Consider the following 16,149-nt stretch of genomic DNA (forward strand, 5'->3'; position numbering starts at 1 on the left):
TTACTCGATGTCGAAGGAGACGCCCTGCGCCAGCGGCAGGGCCTTGGAGTAGTTCACCGTGTTGGTCGCCCGGCGCATATAGGCCTTCCAGGCATCAGAGCCGGATTCGCGGCCGCCGCCGGTTTCCTTCTCGCCGCCGAATGCGCCGCCGATTTCAGCGCCCGAGGTGCCGATATTGACGTTGGCGATGCCGCAATCGGAACCGTCGGCTGCGAGGAAGCGCTCGGATTCCTGCATGTCGCGCGTGAAGATCGAGGACGACAGGCCAGCGGCAACGGCGTTGTGCTCGTCGATGACGGCGTCGAAATCGTCATAGGGCATGACGTAGAGGATAGGCGCGAAGGTCTCTTCCATGACCGGGCCTGCCTGCTTCGGCATTTCTACAAGTGCCGGCTTTGCGTAATAGCCTTCGGCGTGTCCGACATCGATCCGCTCGCCGCCGGTGACGGAGCCACCGTGAGCCTTAGCCTCAGCAATTGCCTTCTGCATGCCGTCGAACGCCGCCTTGTCGATCAGCGGGCCGACGAGAGCGGAGGAGTGCAGGGGATCACCGACGGAAACGCTCTGATAAGCCTTCTTCAGCCGCGGCACGAGCTGGTCGTAGACGCTTCTGTGGATGAAGAGGCGGCGCAGTGTCGTGCAGCGCTGGCCGGCAGTCCCCATGGCGCCGAACGCGATGGCGCGCAGCGCCATGTCGAGATCGGCCGACGGGCAGACGATGCCGGCATTGTTGCCGCCGAGTTCGAGAATGGCGCGGGCAAAGCGCTTGGCGAGCCTCGGTCCGACTTCACGACCCATGCGCGTCGAGCCGGTTGCCGAAACGAGCGGCACTTTCGGGTGGTCGACGAGGACCTCGCCGATCGAGCGATCGCCGATCAGCACCTGCGACAAGCCCTCAGGCGCGTCGCCGAAGCGGGCAAGCGCACGATCGAGGATCGCCTGTGAGGCCAGCGCCGTCAGCGGCGTCTTTTCCGACGGCTTCCAGATGACGGCGTCGCCGCAGATCAGCGCCAGCGCCGCGTTCCAAGACCAGACCGCGACCGGGAAGTTGAAGGCCGAGATGATGCCGACGACGCCGAGCGGATGCCAGGTTTCCATCATGCGATGGCCCGGACGTTCGGTCGCGATCGTCAGGCCGTAGAGCTGGCGGGAAAGACCGACGGCGAAATCGCAGATGTCGATCATTTCCTGCACTTCGCCGAGGCCTTCAGAGCGGATCTTGCCGGCTTCGATCGAAACCAGACGGCCGAGATCATCCTTGGCAGCGCGCAGCTCTTCGCCGAGCAGGCGTACCAGTTCGCCGCGCTTGGGAGCCGGTACCAGGCGCCAGGCGCGGAATGCGGCATGGGCCTTCTCGATCCTGCTTGCTGCTTCATCGGCCGAAACGGTCTTGAGGCTGCCGATCTTCTCGCCCGTGACCGGGGAGTAGGAGGGCATGCCGCCCCCGGTATAGAGCGCCTTGTCGACGCCGAGCTTTTCGAGGATTGCGGCCGCTTCGGCTGCAACGGATGTGGTCTTGGCTGCGATGTTCATCTCATGAAACTCCAATTGTCTTTGATACCGGCGGCGGCGATTGGCGCCGCTGCGCCTCACTCGGCGGCGTCTTGTTTGGATAATGCCCGCAGGCAGGCGTCGATCGATGCCTGTTCAATGCCGGCGTAATGGTCGAATTCGTTCAGCACCTTCATACCGAGATCGGCTTCGAAACGCTGTTGGTTCGGGCTGGCGACGAAGTCCTGCTGCGCGCCATCGCCAAGATTGGACTGGAAGATGCCGGCGGCGCTGACGGGGAGGAAATCCTCGTAGACGATCGGGTCGAACTGGACGAGGCGCTGGTCGATCAGCGCGTCGATATCCGCATGGCTCGTAGCGGCGGTCTGGCCCTTGGCCGTCAGCGAATACGTGAAGTAGCCGAGGCCTTCGGCGCGGATTGCCGGCCAGTCGTCGGGGAATTCGGCAAAGCTCTGCGCAAGTGCGGCCTCATAATCGCGGGCATTCGATCCGTCGGCGGCCGGGCGCACGACCTTGCGGGACTGATCCAGTAACTTGTCGTAAAGCGCGCGGCCTTTCGGGGTCAGCGCAATGCCGCGCTGTTCGATTTCGCCGAAGCGGGCAGTGTGCGAGCCCGTTTCCCAGATGCCGTCGGCATTGCGGAAGGAAACGGCCTCTTCAAGCGCCTTGAACGAAGTCTGGCGCAGCAGGATCGCGCAGTTGCGGGTAGGCGGCCCCTCGACGACGGCCTTCGGTGCGATGTCATAATCCGGCATCAATGCCTGGACCTGATCGATATCGAGCGTGCGCGGCGTCAGATGATTGATGTGTGGCCCCTTGAACGACACGACGTCGGCGATCAGGCGATGGGCATCATGGAGGCGGTGGTACATGCCGGCATCGACATTGGCTTCGTCATGCCAACGGAAGGTTTCCAGTACTTCGTCGACGAACCGGCTGGCATCGGCCATGGTCAGCCCGCCGTCCCGTTCGGCCTTCTCTGTGAGCTCAACTGCACCTTCCGTGAAGATCTGGCGCTTGGCGAGAATATCTGCGGCCGCCTTGCGAAGGTCTTCGTCGGCAATGAGATCGAGCCGCAGCAGCGAGGTGAAGACACGGAAGGGATTGCGCTTCAGCTCCGCGTCGCCGATCGGGCGAAACGCCGTCGAGTGAACCGGCACGCCGGCGGTCGACAGATCGTAATAGCCGACCGGATACATGCCCATGACGGCGAAGACGCGCGCCATCATCGCAAGCTCAGCCGCTGTGCCGAGCCGGATGGCGCCGTGCCGCTCCTCGGAGATACGATCGAGATAATCGGTCGCCTCAAGCCGCTCTTTAAGCTTCGGTTGTGCCGCCAGCATTTCGTCGTTGACGCGGGCAACCAGTTCCATGAGCGTGCCGTAGGCGGGAACTTCCTCGCGGTACATCGCCGACATGGCGGCCGAAAAAGCGCTGCGAATATCGCTGGTCGAGACGTGGTCAGGCTTCATGTGCGATCTCTTCCTGAAAGGCTATATCATTCCTGTTTTGCAGAATATCTCTTGTTTGATGGTCGGTATTGTGAGAGAGAATTCTAACTTGATGCGAAAATGGAATGAATATGCGCCGGCGCCTCATCCCTGACATCGTCAATCTTCAGGCCTTCGAATGCGCGGCGCGTCACCAGAACTTTTCGCGCGCGGCGGAAGAGCTCAATCTGACGCAAAGCGCCGTCAGCCGGCAGATCAGCGATCTCGAGCAGCAGACGGGTCTGAAGCTGTTCGAGCGCGTACGGCAACGCGTTGTGCTCTCCGAGGCCGGTCTTCGGCTGTTGCCGGAGGTAAAAGACCTACTCCTGCGTTCGGAGCGGCTGATGATCGGCGCCGTCGCTGCCGGCCAGATGAAACTGTCGCTCAAGGTCGCGACCTTGCCGACCTTCGGCACGCGCTGGCTGGTGCCTCGCCTAGGTCGTTTTCTGGATGAACATCGCGACGTCGCCGTCACGGTGGAATCTCGCTCAAAGCCCTTCAATTTTGACGAGGATAATTTCGACCTTGCCATTCACTATGGCCTGCCGGCCTGGGCAGGGGCTGTCGCGACCTTTCTTTGCAACGAGACTGTGCTGCCAGTCGCCAGCCGGGAACTCGCCGCGCGGCTGGATCTTGTCGCGCCGGAAGAGCTGTCCGCAGCCCCGCTGCTGCATCTGACGACACGCCCGAAGCTCTGGGCGCAATGGTTCGATCTGCAGGAATTGCCGACCGAGAACGCTTATCCGGGTGCGCGCTTCGACCAGTTTTCCATGATCATCGCGGCCGCCATTGCCGGGCTTGGCGTCGCGCTTTTGCCGACCTACCTGATCGAGGATGAACTCAAGGCCGGCACGCTTCTGCCGCTGTTTAATCTGCCTATGCCGACCGAGAACAGCTATTACGTCGTCATGCCCGAAAAGAAGCAGACCAACGAGACGGCGACATTGTTTCAGGATTGGCTGTTGAGCGAGGTCACGCCGCAATCGCAGGCGGTGATACCGCGCTGATCCGATCGGGTTTTCCTGTCTTATATCTGGAATTTCGAGAGGAGATACGCACCTCTGTTCGTTCGAAATATCGACCTGCATGGGCCACAAGTGCCGGTCGCCCCTTTTGAATTTGCACGCCGAAATGGGCGGGCCGCTACGGCTTGCAGGCAACAGCAGATGAGCGGCAGCGCCGATGAGCCGGCTAAATCTACAGTCGGGCCGAGAATCGTGTTTCAATGCAGAAGACGGCTCATGGACCATGGCTGCGCGGCCGCTTCCAAAAGGACAGGGCAATGACGACGAGCGAACAAGCGGAATTGGAGGACATAGTCTTCAAGAGCCTTTTGCTCGTGCCGCTTCTCCAACGCTGGAGTGAGATTGCGCTGCCAGATTGCTGGCTGGTGGCAGGAGCCATTGCCCAGACTGTTTGGAATCATGCCTTCGGATTGCCTCCGTCTCATGGGATCAATGACCTCGACATCGTTTATTTCGATGCTGATGATCTGTCCGAACAAGCGGAGGCCGATCATGCCGGTCGGATCCGCGAGATGTTTTCCGATTTACCGGTCTGGATTGATGTGAAGAACGAAGCCCGCGTTCACTGCTGGTACGAAGCCAAGTTCGGATACTCAATCCCGCCTTACAAATCGACCCTGGACGCCATCACCACTTTTCCGACCACAGCAACCGCCGTGGGATTGCGTCTCAATGGCCACGGCCTGGATTATTGTGCTCCATTCGGTCTTTCCGATCTGCTGAATGGCACCGTGCGCCCTAACAAGAAGCAGATTACGCAGCCGATCTATGAACAGAAAGTCAATCGCTGGACTGCGGTCTGGCCGGGGCTGCGCGTCGTAGACTGGGACGGCTGAATGGCCCTCAGGTGCCGCGCGATTTCAAACCCGACGTCAGATCGTGTCGAATATGGCCGATGCTACGATGACTTCCGTGCCCGCGAGGCCGACCGAACAGAAGAGCGTCGTGTCGAGAGGCGACGTTCTACCGGCAGCGTGACCGGCGACTATCGCTGCAAGATCGATCATTCGCTTCTCGTGTATGGTCCCGGAAAGGAAAAATGGGGACGCATAGGCGCGTGTTTGCTCAGGAGAATCCGTGGCGATGATACCGGCCATATCAGCGACGTCCAGGCCGAGTTCATGTCCCTTGAGCGTCTTCGGGCCTATCGTGTTGATATGGACGCCAGCTTTTAATTCCGAAGCATCGATCACCGGCATGTCGCTGCTTGTCGCGCATAGCACAATATCGGCATCGGCCACGGCTCTTGCGGCACTGGTGACCGGCTCAACGGTAATGCCGAGTTGCAATTGCATCTCTTCAGCGAAGGTGGCGCAGTTTCCCGGGTTTCGGCTGAAGACCCGGGCAGAGCTTATGTCGCGAACGGCGGCAGCGGCAATCAGCTGCGTTCGCGCCTGCGCGCCACTGCCAACGATGCCGACCGTTCTGGCGGTCGGAGCGCTGAGGTGGCGGATGGCCACGCCTCCGATCGCCCCCGTCCTGATCTGGCCGAGCCGTTCGCCCAATATGACGCCTTGCAGTTCTGCAGTATCGGCACGCCAAACAGCGACGACTTGTGAATGCTGCCCGCCATTAAAAGTCTCATAGGCACGAAAGCCGGCAAGCGGCCGTTCGCCGTCTATGCCGCCGACCGTAAACACGATGTCTCCACGCTTGGGAAAGGAGACATAATGCCGGGGTGGGGATACCATCTCGCCCGCCGCCTTGGCCCGAAAGGCTGTTTCCAAGGCATCGATCGCCCCACGCATGACTGCGGCAGGGCATAAATCTTCGTCTTTCAATATCTTCATTGCGGGTCGACCTCCGTGTGTCCGGCCACTCTGCAACCTCAAGCGCGCCTGAGGTCAATAGCGGCCGGCAACAGCAGGTTTGAAAACGATAGACGTAGGGTGTCGATGAGCATGAATTATGCAGCTGGACCTATCTGCGTCTTCACAGCCGTTCTTATGATACGGCCATCCTGGCGTTTCGCATTGCCCAGCTCTTCAGGCGCAGGCCATTGAGTTTGATGAAGCCCTCGGCATCGTGGTGATCATATGCTCCGGAGCTTTCCTCGAAGGTGACGAGGTCGGTCGAGTAAAGCGAGGCGGGCGAGGTGCGGGCGATCACACTGGCTGAACCCTTGTAGAGCCTCAGCGTCACTTCGCCGCTGACATGGATTTGGCTCTGATCGATCAATGCCTGCAGCATTTCCCGCTCGGGCGAATACCAAAATCCATTATAGATCAGTGCAGCGTAGCGAGGCATGATCTCATCCTTCAAATGTGCCGCGGCACGGTCGAGCGTGATGGATTCGATGGCGCGATGGGCTGCGAGCAGGATCGTACCGCCGGGAGTTTCGTAAACGCCGCGCGATTTCATCCCGACGAAACGGTTTTCGACGAGATCGATCCTCCCGATCCCATGTCTGCCGCCCAATTCGTTGAGTTTCGTCAGGAGCGCGGCTGGTGCCGTTGCTTCGCCGTTCAGAGAAACCGCATCGCCCTTTTCAAAGCCGATGACGACGATCTCCGGCTCGTCAGGCGCGTCCACAGGATCGACGGTGCGCTGATAGATATAGGATGGCGCGATTTCGGCGGGATCTTCCAGGACCTTGCCTTCAGTGGATGTGTGCAGGAGATTTGCGTCGGTCGAGAAAGGAGCTTCGCCGCGCTTATCCTTCGGCACGGGAATTTGATGTGCTTCGGCGTACTGGATCAGCTGAGTGCGCGATTGGATGGCCCACTCGCGCCATGGCGCGATGATCTTGATCGATGGATCCAGTGCATTGGCCGCCAGTTCGAAACGTACCTGGTCATTGCCCTTGCCGGTCGAACCGTGGGCAATGGCATCGGCGCCCACTTCCCGCGCGATATTAATGAGATGCTTGGCGATCAGCGGACGGGCGATGGAAGAGCCAAGGAGATATTGCCCCTCATACAGCGCGTTTGCCCGGAACATCGGGAAGACGAAATCGCGAACGAATTCCTCGCGGACATCCTCGATCCGGATATCCGCCACGCCTAATTGTTCGGCTTTTCGGCGAGCCGGCTCAAGCTCCTCGCCCTGGCCAAGATTGGCGGTAAAGGTCACGACTTCGCAGCCGTAGGTTTGCTGCAGCCATTTCAGGATGATGGATGTGTCCAGGCCTCCCGAATAGGCGAGCACGACTTTCTTGAGCTTTTTCGACATTGGCTTCCGTCTCCATGTTGATGCATGAAACGATAGGCCAATCTCCGCGCAATGAGCTTGCAAAGACTTCAAGGATACGAGACAAATTGGTATATTATGCCACTTGCCTCGCCACTGGAGCTATATTGTGTCACTGACTTTGGATGAGATCGATCGGCGTATCCTCAAGGTGTTGCAGCGGGATGGACGCATTTCCAATGTGGACCTCGCGAAGGAGGTGGGGTTGTCGCCGTCACCCTGTCTTCGCCGCGTGCTACTGCTCGAGGATGCGGGCATTATCGATCGCTACGTTGCCGTTCTGGACCCGGCAAAGGTGGGGGCGGGCCTCACCGTGTTTGCCCGCGTCTGGTTCAAGACACAGAATGCGCAAGTCACCCTGCAATTCGCGGAGGCTGTCAGGCGGTTTCCCGAAGTCATGGAATGTTATCTGACCACAGGCGAGTGCGACGCCGTCCTGCGTATCGTCACGGCTGATCTGCACAGCTATTGGCGGTTTCAGGCCGACCATTTGACTCGTATTCCGAGCGTATTGAACGTCAAGACCGATGTGCCGATGGAAACATTGAAGCGAAGTTTTGAGCTGCCCTTAGCCTCGTAGTCTTGGAGCCAGCCGTCGGTTGGCCATGGCGGCGGTGAAGCGCCCAGCGGACATATCTGACCGGCAGAACAATCGATGTCTGGAGAGCGAGATGAGCATATTCGAAACGGTAATGCGGGCGACCGGCTCGGTTCTCGCAAACCGCTTTCCGGGTTATTCCTTTGCCTTTGCCTCAGGGTCGATCATACGAGGCGAGGGAAGAAAAGGCTCTGACATCGATCTGGTCGTGGTCTTTGATCAGCTCGAAACCGCTTGGCGCGAAACCTTTATCGAGGGCGACTTTCCATTCGAAGTGTTTGTTCATGACCCGGAGACGCTCAGCTGGTTCTTTGAGAGCGATATTGCGCGCGGTTACCCCGTCATCATTCATATGGTTGCGACCGGCCAGGTCCTCGGTCCAAATCTCGACAAGGGAGAGGTCTGGAAGGACTATGCCATCAGTCTCCACGCCAGCCCACCGGAACTGGGGGGTGATAGGCTGAATGCTTTGAAATATCAGATCACCGATCTCCTCGATGATCTGCATGGAGAGCGGGCGGCTCCGGAGGCGCGCGCAATTGCCGCGCAACTCTATCAGCCTTTGGCCGACCTTATGTTGCTGGGACGAGGAAGGTGGTCGGGCAGGGGCAAATGGATTCCCCGCCTGCTGCGAGAGATGGATCGGGAACTGGCCGATAGCTTCGATGATGCCTTCAAGCGGGCTTCAGCGGGAGATGTCGAGGCACTGCGCGACCTGACGCATAGCGAACTGGACCGGCATGGTGGACCGTTTTTCGCTGGTGACAAGCGCATGGCATCGCAACAGGCGAGGCGAAAGAGCCTTGTAGACCTGGGGAAATGACAACGACCGCTTTCCGGAAGCGTGGCGGCGGAGTCAGAAAATTTTAAGCTTGAAATTTTCTCTCGCGGCGGTCACACATTTTCTATCGGGTCACTGCGGATTTTCGGCAGGGTAGACGCGAGGTGAATTCGGGAGGAGGAAACCGCCATGAAGATGCATCCGCTGAAGGGGCCGAACCGGTTGAAGCTCGGCGTGTTTTCCGCCAATGCGGATGGCGGCCTTGCGATTACCGATGTACCGGAGCGCTGGGCGGCAGGCTGGCAGGATAATCTGACCGCAGCACAGATCGCCGACCGGGCCGGGCTCGAATTCTTTCTGCCGATTGCCCGCTGGCGCGGCTTCGGCGGCAAGAACCGCGTGCGCGAATGGTCGTTCGAGACTTTCACCTGGGCAGCGGCACTTTCGGCGGCGACCGAGCGGATCGGTCTCTTCATGACGGTGCACGTGCCGCTCGTTCATCCCCTTTATGCTGCCAAGTCGCTTGCGACTGTCGACCATATCAGTCAGGGGCGGGCGGGGCTGAACATCGTCTGTGGCTGGAATCCAAAGGAATTCGGCATGTTCGGCGTGCCGCTGGTCGAAAAGGGCTACGATCAGGCCACTGAATGGCTCGAAATCGTCGAAAGGCTCTATGCGTCTGATGGGCCGATCGACTATGTGGGCAGCTACTATAATCTGAAAGAAGCCGTCAGTCGTCCCGCAAGCCTGCAAGCACCCCGGCCGGTGACCATGAATGCGGCTTTCGGCGGTCCCGGCAGAGACTTTGCCGCCGCGCATTGCGACTATCTCTTCACCACCTTTACCGAGATCGATGGAGCCGGAAAGCATGTTGCCGACATCGCCGGGCGGGCGGAAGGCACTGGCAGGCAGGTCGGCGTTTATACGGTTTGTCACGTTGTCTGCCGCGAGACGCAAGCGGAGGCGGAGGATTACTATACGCGCTATGCCGTGACCATGGCCGATCACGCCGCCGTCGACCAACACATGGCCGGCAAGAAAGAGTTCTCGCAATCCCATGATCGCGAGGCCTATGACCGCTACCGCCAGCGCTTTGCCGGTGGAGCGGGCAGCTATCCGTTGATTGGAACGCCGCAGCGTATTGCCGAAGAGATGATCGCCATTGCCGAGCAAGGCTATGCCGGCATCGCCTTGTCCTTCGTCAATTATACGCAGGAACTGCCCTATTTCTGCGATCGGGTGCTTCCGATTCTGAAGAAGGCTGGGCTCCGGGTGGAGTGAACCACCGCTTCGATGCTTCGCCGTCGTCGCTCGCGGGAATGTGATCATTCTCTGATGGCGAAACGGCGGTGCCGCCAAGGCCGGTTTTCCAGGCCGCTAGCAATGATGTCGCTTTCATGCGGTGGTGTCGCAGGTGCGACATGTGTGCAACGCAGCAAAAAACTTGAGGTCTAGGGGTTTACAAGCGTGGCCCCGGATGGGATTCTTTTGGACGAAGGGCGCTGCTTGATTTCAAGCGGCACCAATCCCTTCAACCGGATGCTGTAAATCTTGGCTCCGATGCGCCGCAATTTTGCCGGTGCTTAACCGAACAAAATCAATCCGAAGCCAGAATGCGGCGTTCTTCCGTGTCTGGCTGTTGCCTTGGTGCACCCTGAACATCACCAGGTCGGGGTACAGAGAATGCGAGCTTAACATGGGCTTCAAGTCAAAACGCGTCCTTCGCGGCGTTCTTGGTCTTCTTGCGAGTGTCAGCTTGCCGCAGGTTACCAAGGCCAGCGACCTGATGATCTGGTCGCCGGTCAAGGTGGCGCCGCGGACATATAAGACGACGCTGGGTTTTCGGCTGCCGATGGCTTGGGAAGTCAGTGCAGGCATGGATCTGGGCTTGGGTGGCGCGGCCAGTGGCGGGATCTTGCGCGGCAGCAGCCTGGCGACGCTCTGGGGGACGGCAATCGACGATCACAAGCGCTTTTCGACCGTGTGGCGTCGCGAAGTCGCCCTGAGGGTGGATACTCTCAACAGCACGGGAACGCTTTGCCTCGAGCGCTCGCGCAGCTGGACGGTGTCGGAAAATCTGGACATGCGCACCGCGAGATCGCTGAACGTCAATTATGCGGGATCGCGGAATGCGGCAAACTCCATTACCGCGACCCAGGCCGTTACTGTCGCTGTTCCCTGGACGGGAACTTCCATATCCGCGATCGGCAATCTGAAGGATGTCGGCAGCGCCTTTTCCAGCACGATCTCGTTTCAGCAGCCATTGGCGCCGAACCTTGATTTCTCCGCTTCCTTTGCCGACCCACAGACGCTGACGCCAGCCGGCAATGTGCGCCTGGACTATCGTGTCAAATGGTAGATTGCCGAGTTCGGCCCTTTGCATATCGAAGCGGGAACAAATGCCCCTGACGGAAGTTTAGACCGGGCAGGACGTCGATCTTGCCCGAGGTGTCATGACCTCGCGAAGCCTGCCGCTGGTTCAACTCCCTGCCGGCGGCAGGCTTAGCATTCGACCGGAGAGCTCAGTCAGTTGCTGCTGTCGCTTCCGTTGGCGATTTGATCGTTATGTCGGGCGCGGCAAGCTTGGCCTTCAGCTTTAACACGACATCGTGCCGGACATCCGACCAGGATGAGGTAATCGCCCAGTATTCGATGTTGAGCACGGCTTGGTCGACGGCCAGCTCGTCGAGAAAAACCTTCGGTGCGGGCATGGTCTTGATGCGCTGATCCGCCTTCAGGATGTCGAGGATTGTTTTGCGGGCGAGATCGATGTCAACGTTTTCGCCCAGGGCTACGGCCAATTGCTGGCGACGATCCGGTTCGCGGCTGTGGTTGATGATGGGCGTGTTCCAGAGCGTCGAGTTCGGTGCCATGAGGTAGAGGCCGTCCGCCGTTTTCATCTCGGTGGCAAAGAGCCCGATTTCCTTGATGTAGCCTTTGACGTTCGTCGTCTCGATATATTCGCCGACCCGGAATGGCCGCAGGATCAGCAGCATGATGCCGGCCGCAATGTTTTGAAGTGTGCCTTGCAGTGCCAGGCCGATCGCCAGGCCGGCGGCACCGAGAGCAGCGATGATGGAGGCGGTCTGAACACCGAACTGACCAAGTACGGTGATGAAGACAAGGATGAGCAAGCTGTAATGCAAGACGTTCTGGAAGAAGCTCGCGAGCGTTTCGTCTATGCCGCGAATGCGTGAGATGACGCGATAGGCCGAGCGGCTGATAATGCCTGCAAGAAGCCAGCCGCCGATCAGAAGAATGATCGCGCCGAGAAGCGAAAATCCATATTGAACCGCGAGCGCCGAAGCCTGGTCGAGTGCCGTCCGAGTGGCGACGACGATATTGGTCGTTTGATCGTCCATGTCAAAACTCCATCTTTCCCAGAGAGCCAAATGAGAAGTCGCGTTTTTTGTTCCCGACGATCGGGTGCATGAAACTCAACTGTTTCAATGGATTGTGCGGGTCGGTTTCTATATCGGGGCCTCAGGCGCCGTGCTTCGCCTGATGTGGGCCGATGATGGCAGCCGCGGCATAATGAGCCTTCTTCTGCTCGTACATGCCGAGATCAGCGCGCTTGATCATGGCTTCCATGGTTTCGCCGGGCAGGCTCGTGGCGACACCGATGGAGACGCTGAGCGGCGCGCTGGAGTAGAACTGATTGTTGATCTTCAGCAGTTCGTTGATCGTCTCGACCATCGCGGCAGCCGCGATTTCATCGGCGCCCGGCATGAGAACGGCAAATTCGTCGCCGCCGATGCGGGCAGCGTGGTTCGGCAGGGAGACGACGCTGTTTAGCACCTCGCCCATGCGGCGCAATAGCGCGTCGCCGGCATCGTGGCCGCTCTCGTCATTGGCGTCCTTCAGCCCGTTCAGATCGAGGATGATGGCCGACACCGGCCGAAGCGATTTGCGCTCCAGCCTGTTGAGTTCTTCCATGTAGAAGGCACGGTTGAAAAGTCTGGTGAGCACATCGTGCTTGCCGAGATATTCGAGATAGGCTTCCGCCTTCTTGCGTGCGGTAATATCCGTCAGCGCCACCTGCACCAGCGACCAGTCGTTTTCATAACCGGGAAAGACCGAAAATTGCAGGAGGACGTGGCGTTCGGATCCGTCGAGGGCATAGTTCAGCACCTCACGCTGATGGAAGAGGCGGCCGTTCCACAATTCCACCAATTGCCCGCGAAAATGCTTTTCCATATCGTCGCGGAACACTTCACCGATCCTCTGATGCAGGGTCTGACGATCCGGCGCGCAGAAGAGATCGAGCGTTGCCTGGTTGACATTAAGCACGCTGATTTCGCTCATGCATTGTTGGACGAATTCCGGATGCACATCGAGAAACACCTGGAAGTCGACGATGCCGCGGTGGCGGATCTCGTCGAGCAGGATCTTGATGCGGCTGAAATCCTCGACCCAAAGGGAGACGGGCGAATGCTCGAACATTCCTTCGGCATAGCGGCGTTGCCGCTCTTCCTGCCGCCTTGCCTCCTCGCGCGCCGTCACGTCTTCCGTCGTCAGCAGCAATCTGCTCCAGGAGGTTTCATAACCCGGCAGGATGACGCCGCGAAGCTGGATATCGAGCCTTCTGCCGCCGAGAGAATAGTTAATTGCCGTGCCGGAAAACTCGGTCTTGCCTTCCCAAAGCGCGACAAGTTCGTTCACGTGGCTGTGGAGCATCTCGTCCCGGAAGACCCGCGAGAGACTTCCGACAAGCGTTTCGAAGGACGGCGCTTCGAAGAGCTCCAGCGTCCTGGCATTGACGGCAAGAAGCTTGATCCTTTGTGAGCAGGTGGCGACGCGCTGCACGTCGGCGAGCAGATAGGAACGCAGGTCCGTCACGCCTTCCGCACGCCAGAGCTCGAACTGCTCCTTGACGCCGCTGAAATCCTCCAGCCACATGGCGACGGGGGCAAGATCGAAGATGGTGCTGCTGAAGTCCTGGGCGTTCATCATGATTCCCTGCGCCGGCAATAAAAGTCGGTGTGCGAATGCAAGGGCCGGCAGTTCGCTAAGTTCTGCTTAGCGAGCATTGGTAAACCTTGCGTTGATATCGACCAGCGGGTCAAGCCGGACAGTCAATGTCCGCTTCTTTTCAACTCATTCTTGTTGAAACTGTGCCCCAAATGGCTCTTTAGCCCGATCGTCATCGGATTTTTTCGATGTATAGGCGATCAGGTCTTCAAAAAGCGTTCAAAGGCTTCCAGGGTCCTTTCGCTGACGTGGTGCTCGATGCCCTCGGCATCATTTCTCGCCGTGTCGGGATCGACGCCGAGACGGCAAAGGACAGCCTCCACGATCTCATGGCGTCTGCGGGTTGCCACGGCCAGGCGCTGGCCTTCTTCAGTCAGGAAGACACCGCGATAAGGGCGTTGCGTAATCAGGTTTTCCTCAGCGAGCCGCTTGAGCATTTTGGCAACCGTCGGTTGCGTTACTCCCAGTCTTTGCGCAATATCGGTCTGGCGCGCTTCGCCAGCGTGTTCTATCAGGTCGGCGATGAGCTCGACGTAATCTTCCATCAATTCCGTGCGTCGATCATCGCGGCTTTTCTGAAAGGCCTCCGCGTGCGTCTCGATCTCGGTCGAAGAAAGACGACTTTCCAGGATGGTCGGCGGTTTGGTCAAGATGGCGCACCTTCGCAAGGCTAAGAAAGTGGTGAAGATATTTAGCCTTGCCTATAAATAAATCGCAAGCGCAATAAAACCCTCATGGCGTTATAGTCACCTACAAATGGGATCAAAGTCTGGTTTGCGGTTGCGCGGGGGTCAAGCGTCTTTGCTGCGCGCAGATCAATGAAAGAGTCGAATAATCCAATAGGATAGCGCCGAAATCACGGCTGCAGCCGGCAGGGTGATGACCCAGGCGATGACGATGTTGCCGGCAACACCCCAACGCACAGCCGAGACTCTGCGGGCGGCACCGACACCGATGATGGCGCCGGTAATCGTATGGGTCGTGGAAACCGGTATTCCCAGCCAGGTCGCGGCAAAGAGCGTCAAAGCGCCACCCGTCTCCGCGCAGAAGCCCTGCATGGGATTGAGACGGGTGATTTTCGAACCCATCGTGTGCACGATCCGCCATCCTCCGAGCAACGTGCCTAAGGCCATGGCCGACTGGCATGAGAGAACCACCCACAAGGGAACGTGGAACGAGCCGCCGCCATATCCTTGAGAATATAGGAGTATCGCAATGATCCCCATGGTCTTCTGGGCATCGTTGCCGCCGTGCCCGAGCGAATAGAGCGAGGCCGAGAAGAACTGCATGATGCGGAAGGTACTATCGACGGCAAACGGCGTCTGCCGGACGAAGAGCCATGTCACGGCAAGCACCAGAAGCAGGGCAAGCATGAAGCCGATCAGTGGCGACATGACGATCGCGCCCGCCGTCTTGAGAACGCCAAGCCATACGATCGAACTGATGCCGACCTTGGCAAGGCCGGCGCCAATCAGCCCGCCGACCAGCGCATGCGACGAGCTCGACGGAATGCCGAATATCCAGGTGACGATGTTCCAGACGATTGCGCCCATAAGAGCGGAGAAGATGACCGACGCGTCGACGATCTTCGGGTCGATAATCCCCGTTCCAAGCGTCTCCGCGACGTGCAAGCCGAAGAACAGGAAGGCGATGAAATTGAAAAACGCGGCCCAAAGAACCGCATATTGCGGCCTGAGAACTCGGGTCGAGACGATGGTCGCGATGGAGTTCGCGGCATCGTGGAGACCATTCAGGAAGTCGAAGAACAACGCTGTGGCGATGATCGCCACCAGCAGCGGAAAGGCGAGCGAGGCCTCCATCAGACACTCTCGATCACGATGCCATTGATCTCATTGGCAACGTCTTCGAAGCGATCGACGACCTTTTCCAATTCGCCATATATCTCGCTGCCGATGATGTAGGCCATGGCGTTGGAGGCACCGTGCGTGCGAAAAAGATCCTTCAGTCCCTGCTCGTGCAGCTCATCTGCATGGCCCTCAGCTGTGATGATCTCTTCCGTGAGGTTGGCAAGCCGGGTGGCGTTGGCTCCCATGCGATCCAATAGCGGTACCGCCTCGGCGACGAGATAAGCCGCCTTGACGATCACTTCGCCCATCTGCTGCATGCGTGGATCGAAGCTCCTCTGCTCGAACAGGCGTATGGTCTTGACCGTTTTGTGCATCATGTCGATGGCGTCATCCATCGACATGATCAGATCCTTGATATCGCCGCGATCGAATGGGGTGATGAAGCTCTTGCGCACGGCAAGCAGTACGTTGCGTGTGATGTCGTCGGCCTGGTTTTCGAGCTCGACGATCAGCCGGCACTTTCCCTCAATGTCTTTACCGGAAAGCAGCTCGTTTAATGCTTCGGCAGCACCGACGATGGTGCGCGAGTGCTGCGCGAAAAGATCGAAGAAACGATCCTCGCGCGGCATGAGTTTGCGAAACCAGCCCAGCATCAAAGCTCCATGCGTCCATTGTCACGAAAGTGTCATAATTGACAAAATGCGGCTTGGAAAGGTTGGGGAGGATGATGTTTTCAGGCCTTGCTGACGTTTATTGTGGACGCCGCAACACCCGG

The 16,149-nt window shown here is 58.8% G+C and carries 15 protein-coding genes and 1 pseudogene; 7 read left to right on the top strand and 9 right to left on the bottom strand.

Going from position 1 to position 16,149, the window contains the following annotated elements; translation table 11 throughout:
• Together amaB and hglS are read right to left on the bottom strand one after the other, a co-directional pair.
• Positions 1-1,533, bottom strand: coding sequence for an L-piperidine-6-carboxylate dehydrogenase (gene amaB / locus AC13Q5_RS18115; protein WP_488502646.1), 1,533 nt, complete (start codon positions 1,531-1,533; stop codon positions 1-3).
• 56 nt (positions 1,534-1,589) lie between these two features.
• Positions 1,590-2,984, bottom strand: coding sequence for a 2-oxoadipate dioxygenase/decarboxylase HglS (gene hglS, locus AC13Q5_RS18120; protein ID WP_488502647.1), 1,395 nt, complete (start codon positions 2,982-2,984; stop codon positions 1,590-1,592).
• 104 nt (positions 2,985-3,088) lie between these two features.
• Here hglS and AC13Q5_RS18125 point away from each other — a divergent pair, with 104 nt between their 5' ends.
• From AC13Q5_RS18125 to AC13Q5_RS18135, 3 genes and pseudogenes are all read left to right on the top strand, one after another.
• Positions 3,089-4,009, top strand: coding sequence for a LysR family transcriptional regulator (locus AC13Q5_RS18125; protein ID WP_488502648.1), 921 nt, complete (start codon positions 3,089-3,091; stop codon positions 4,007-4,009).
• 3 nt (positions 4,010-4,012) lie between these two features.
• Positions 4,013-4,111: pseudogene (locus AC13Q5_RS18130) on the top strand (AAA family ATPase); the annotation flags it as partial.
• Between the two features lie 173 nt (positions 4,112-4,284).
• Complete coding sequence (locus AC13Q5_RS18135) at positions 4,285-4,863, top strand: nucleotidyltransferase family protein (RefSeq protein ID WP_488502649.1); 579 nt, start codon at positions 4,285-4,287, stop codon at positions 4,861-4,863.
• A gap of 36 nt (positions 4,864-4,899) precedes the next feature.
• Here AC13Q5_RS18135 and AC13Q5_RS18140 read toward each other — a convergent pair whose 3' ends face one another.
• Complete coding sequence (locus AC13Q5_RS18140; RefSeq protein ID WP_488502650.1) at positions 4,900-5,817, bottom strand: ornithine cyclodeaminase family protein; 918 nt, start codon at positions 5,815-5,817, stop codon at positions 4,900-4,902.
• A gap of 154 nt (positions 5,818-5,971) precedes the next feature.
• A complete protein-coding gene (locus AC13Q5_RS18145) occupies positions 5,972-7,198 on the bottom strand; it encodes an argininosuccinate synthase (RefSeq protein WP_488502651.1) in 1,227 nt (408 codons plus the stop codon).
• A 127-nt stretch (positions 7,199-7,325) separates the two neighbouring features.
• Here AC13Q5_RS18145 and AC13Q5_RS18150 point away from each other — a divergent pair, with 127 nt between their 5' ends.
• From AC13Q5_RS18150 to AC13Q5_RS18165, 4 genes are all read left to right on the top strand, one after another.
• Positions 7,326-7,796: an Lrp/AsnC family transcriptional regulator gene (locus AC13Q5_RS18150; RefSeq protein WP_488502652.1), complete on the top strand. Its 471-nt coding sequence runs from the start codon at positions 7,326-7,328 to the stop codon at positions 7,794-7,796.
• Between the two features lie 25 nt (positions 7,797-7,821).
• Entirely contained in the window at positions 7,822-8,637 is an 816-nt protein-coding gene (locus AC13Q5_RS18155; RefSeq protein WP_488502757.1) for a nucleotidyltransferase domain-containing protein, read from the top strand.
• A 147-nt stretch (positions 8,638-8,784) separates the two neighbouring features.
• Positions 8,785-9,876, top strand: a complete 1,092-nt coding sequence (locus AC13Q5_RS18160; protein WP_488502653.1) for an LLM class flavin-dependent oxidoreductase — start codon at positions 8,785-8,787, stop codon at positions 9,874-9,876.
• A 415-nt stretch (positions 9,877-10,291) separates the two neighbouring features.
• A complete protein-coding gene (locus AC13Q5_RS18165; protein ID WP_488502654.1) occupies positions 10,292-10,954 on the top strand; it encodes a hypothetical protein in 663 nt (220 codons plus the stop codon).
• A gap of 163 nt (positions 10,955-11,117) precedes the next feature.
• Here AC13Q5_RS18165 and AC13Q5_RS18170 read toward each other — a convergent pair whose 3' ends face one another.
• From AC13Q5_RS18170 to AC13Q5_RS18190, 5 genes are all read right to left on the bottom strand, one after another.
• Entirely contained in the window at positions 11,118-11,957 is an 840-nt protein-coding gene (locus tag AC13Q5_RS18170; RefSeq protein WP_488502655.1) for a mechanosensitive ion channel family protein, read from the bottom strand.
• 121 nt (positions 11,958-12,078) lie between these two features.
• The gene (locus AC13Q5_RS18175; RefSeq protein ID WP_488502656.1) at positions 12,079-13,548 is read right to left on the bottom strand and encodes a sensor domain-containing diguanylate cyclase; all 1,470 of its coding nucleotides are present in this window, start codon (positions 13,546-13,548) and stop codon (positions 12,079-12,081) included.
• Between the two features lie 218 nt (positions 13,549-13,766).
• Entirely contained in the window at positions 13,767-14,216 is a 450-nt protein-coding gene (gene mntR / locus AC13Q5_RS18180) for a manganese-binding transcriptional regulator MntR (protein ID WP_075854139.1), read from the bottom strand.
• A 165-nt stretch (positions 14,217-14,381) separates the two neighbouring features.
• Complete coding sequence (locus AC13Q5_RS18185; RefSeq protein WP_488502657.1) at positions 14,382-15,386, bottom strand: inorganic phosphate transporter; 1,005 nt, start codon at positions 15,384-15,386, stop codon at positions 14,382-14,384.
• The gene (locus AC13Q5_RS18190; protein ID WP_488502658.1) at positions 15,386-16,027 is read right to left on the bottom strand and encodes a DUF47 family protein; all 642 of its coding nucleotides are present in this window, start codon (positions 16,025-16,027) and stop codon (positions 15,386-15,388) included. Before AC13Q5_RS18190 ends, AC13Q5_RS18185 begins: the two co-directional genes overlap by 1 nt.
• Between the last annotated feature and the right edge of the window lie 122 nt (positions 16,028-16,149).

It is taken from the genome of Martinezella sp. CNPSo 3964 (assembly GCF_057784375.1).

What these genes read in the sequence shown, in the direction of transcription:
- AC13Q5_RS18185 (WP_488502657.1), bottom strand. Translation starts at nt 15,386, where the DNA reads ATGGAGGCCTCGCTCGCCTTTCCGCTGCTGGTGGCGATCATCGCCACA.
- amaB (WP_488502646.1), bottom strand. Translation starts at nt 1,533, where the DNA reads ATGAACATCGCAGCCAAGACCACATCCGTTGCAGCCGAAGCGGCCGCA.
- AC13Q5_RS18155 (WP_488502757.1), top strand. Translation starts at nt 7,822, where the DNA reads ATGGCGGCGGTGAAGCGCCCAGCGGACATATCTGACCGGCAGAACAAT.
- AC13Q5_RS18190 (WP_488502658.1), bottom strand. Translation starts at nt 16,027, where the DNA reads ATGCTGGGCTGGTTTCGCAAACTCATGCCGCGCGAGGATCGTTTCTTC.
- AC13Q5_RS18170 (WP_488502655.1), bottom strand. Translation starts at nt 11,957, where the DNA reads ATGGACGATCAAACGACCAATATCGTCGTCGCCACTCGGACGGCACTC.
- AC13Q5_RS18160 (WP_488502653.1), top strand. Translation starts at nt 8,785, where the DNA reads ATGAAGATGCATCCGCTGAAGGGGCCGAACCGGTTGAAGCTCGGCGTG.
- AC13Q5_RS18165 (WP_488502654.1), top strand. Translation starts at nt 10,292, where the DNA reads ATGGGCTTCAAGTCAAAACGCGTCCTTCGCGGCGTTCTTGGTCTTCTT.
- AC13Q5_RS18125 (WP_488502648.1), top strand. Translation starts at nt 3,089, where the DNA reads ATGAATATGCGCCGGCGCCTCATCCCTGACATCGTCAATCTTCAGGCC.
- hglS (WP_488502647.1), bottom strand. Translation starts at nt 2,984, where the DNA reads ATGAAGCCTGACCACGTCTCGACCAGCGATATTCGCAGCGCTTTTTCG.
- AC13Q5_RS18135 (WP_488502649.1), top strand. Translation starts at nt 4,285, where the DNA reads ATGACGACGAGCGAACAAGCGGAATTGGAGGACATAGTCTTCAAGAGC.
- AC13Q5_RS18175 (WP_488502656.1), bottom strand. Translation starts at nt 13,548, where the DNA reads ATGATGAACGCCCAGGACTTCAGCAGCACCATCTTCGATCTTGCCCCC.
- AC13Q5_RS18140 (WP_488502650.1), bottom strand. Translation starts at nt 5,817, where the DNA reads ATGAAGATATTGAAAGACGAAGATTTATGCCCTGCCGCAGTCATGCGT.
- AC13Q5_RS18145 (WP_488502651.1), bottom strand. Translation starts at nt 7,198, where the DNA reads ATGTCGAAAAAGCTCAAGAAAGTCGTGCTCGCCTATTCGGGAGGCCTG.